Below are 2,640 nucleotides of genomic sequence, written 5' to 3'. Positions count from 1 at the left end.
GCAGATCTGCCCGCCCCGGACGGATTTCGCGCATTCCGCGAATCGTCCGGGCGCGCTTTCGACGCAGGCGCGGGCCGGCGAAGGAGGTTTGACGTGCGCAAGCTCAATGTTGTCTGCATCAGCCCGCATGCGGATGATGCGTCCATTTTCTGCGGCGGGACGCTCGCGAAGTACGCGCGCGATGGGCACGATGTCCATATTGTGCGCGTGACGAACGATGACAAGGATTCCTTCGGCATGTCGCGCGAGGAGACAATCGAGGTCAATGCCCGCGAGGCTTCCGAGGCGTTCCGAATTCTCGGCGCGGCGCAGACATTCCACCTCGACTACCCGAACGACGAGATGGACCCCATCCCGGAAACCGACATTCGCGAGAAGTTCATCCGCATCTTCCGCCAGGTCAAGGCGGACATCGTCATGTCCTTCGATCCCGCGGGCATCTACGAGGAGAACCCGGATCACACCAAGTGCGCCCAGGCCGCCGATGACGCGTGCTGGCAATCCGGCGGGGACCGCTACAACCCCGAGCACTTCGCGGACGGCCTTGCGCCGCATACCATCGCCGAGCGCCTCTATTACGCGCGCCGCCTGCCTGAGGTGAATCACATCGTTGACGTCACGGAAACGATGGACATCAAGATCCAGGCGGTACTGGCGCACCGCAATATGATGGCCAACATCGTGCGGGGCTTCCGGGAGAAGCTGCGGGCGAACCGCCTGCGTATCCCGTGGCTCGACGAGATGCCGCCGGCCGAGCATCCCGCGCTCGTCGAACGCTTCCTGCGCGAGAGCGCCCGAGCCGTGGGAGCGCAGGTCGGCGTGGAATACGGAGAGGCTTTTCGCCGCAACCGCTTCGGGGAACTCGAAGGCTTCGTCATGCAGCATGCGGTGCCGATGGAGGAATGAGCGCGCGGTGGATACGTCGTCGCCCGGCCGAGGGCAGCCGGGCTCCATAGCGGCCTATCAAGCGGCGGCAACTGTTCCAGGAAAGGCTACCATGCGCATGAGGATTCACGCGCTCGCATTATTCGCAATCGCGGCGGTTGCGATGGCCGCTGCGGACGGTGGCTTCGCGCGGTCTTCGGACCGCGCGCGCGGCAAGGATTGGACGATGAGCAGATACCTCCCCGCCCCTTTCGGCCCCCACCCGGCCCCAGACGTCACGGAACTGGCGGCCTCGTTCCGCGACCCATCCGCGGCGCATCGCCCCGTCATGTTCTGGGCGTGGAACGCCGACCTCGACCTCGAGCAAATGCGAGCGCAGTTGCGCGAGATGAAAGAGGCAGGCTGCGGCGCGGTGTGCATCCACCCCATGCCCGACGCCTTCCGCAAGCACGACTTCGTCGCCGGCATGAAGACGGAGTATCTGTCCGATGACTTCTTCCGCTGGGTGCGCCTGGCGGTGGATGAGGCGAAGCGACTTGGCATTGGCATCTGGCTGTACGACGAGGGCGGCTGGCCGAGCGGCCACGCCCTCCATAAGGTCGCCCAAGGACACCCCGAGTTCCGCGGTTGGGCGCTGAAGCGCACGAACGACGGCGTCGAGGTCGTTCCCGGCGGCTATCCGGCCGACCTCATGAACCCCCAGGCCGTGCGGCGCTTCATTGATCTGACCCACGAACGCTACGCGCAATGGGTCGGCGAGGATTTCGGCGGGACCATCGCCGCCGTGTTCACCGATGAAATGCGCGTCTCCGGCCGGCTGGGTTCGGACACGCTCCCGTGGACGCCCGACCTGCCCGTCATCTTCCGCGAGCGGACGGGCCACGACCTCGCGCCGCTCGAGGCGCTGTTCGACGACAGCGAGACCACGGCCCGGCTGCGTTACGACTATGCCGACGTATGGTCGCAGCTTTTCCGCGAGGCGTATATGGATCAGATCCGCGACTGGTGTCGCGAGCGCGGGCTGTTGAGCGTGGGGCATTTTCCGGGCGAGGACGAGTTCGCCGGCCCGGTGCGATATGGTTTCGGCGATGTGATGCGCGGGCTCGACGGCTTCGACGTCCCGGCGGTGGATGCCATTTGGCGGCAGATCTTCCCCGGCAGAGCGCACCCTGATTTCCCGCGGTTCGCCGGCTCGTCCGCGCGCCAGGCCGGCAGGCGCTATTCCTGCACGGAATCATTCGCCGTCTATGGCTGGGGCCTGACGCCCGCGCAGATGAAATGGCTCACCGATTTCCAGTTCGCGCGCGGCATCAACCTGATGTGCGTCATGATCGCCGCCTACGACGTGGCGGGCTCGGGGATGATCAACACCGCCTCGCACGTTGCCTGGGACAATCCGCTGTGGCCGTTCTTCCGCCGCTATGCGGACTACACGGGGCGGCTCGGCTATCTGCTCAGCCAAGGGCGGCCCGATGTGCGCGTCGCGGTATATGTGCCCGTGCGCAGCCTGTGGGTGAAGCCGGATGATCGCGCCGCCGAACAGTCGCTGGCGGCCCTGGCGGACGCCTTGCTTTCCCTTCAGGTTGATTTTGACTATCTCGGCGATGACGCGCTCGCCGCTGCCGTGATGGACAACGGCGGCCTGCGGGTCGGCCAGATGCGCTACGAGGCGCTGCTTATCCCGCAGTGCTATGCCGTGCCTGCCGCCGGACTTCGTCAATTCGCCGTCGCAGCCGAAGCGGGAATGGTGGTTGC

The 2,640-nt window shown here is 65.9% G+C and carries 2 protein-coding genes; both read left to right on the top strand.

The annotated features are described in order from the left end of the window. Positions 1 to 93 precede the first annotated feature (93 nt). Positions 94 to 906, top strand: coding sequence for a PIG-L family deacetylase (locus JSV65_07475; protein ID UCH36184.1), 813 nt, complete (start codon positions 94 to 96; stop codon positions 904 to 906). Between the two features lie 205 nt (positions 907 to 1,111). Continuing rightward, on the top strand, positions 1,112 to 2,640 hold a 1,529-nt coding region (locus tag JSV65_07470), incomplete at its 3' end, for a hypothetical protein (protein ID UCH36183.1).

The organism is Armatimonadota bacterium, assembly GCA_020354555.1.
Classification (GTDB): domain Bacteria; phylum Armatimonadota; class Hebobacteria.
The sequence above is the reverse complement of the archived record's forward strand: the minus strand, read 5'-3'. Positions and strand labels throughout refer to the sequence as shown.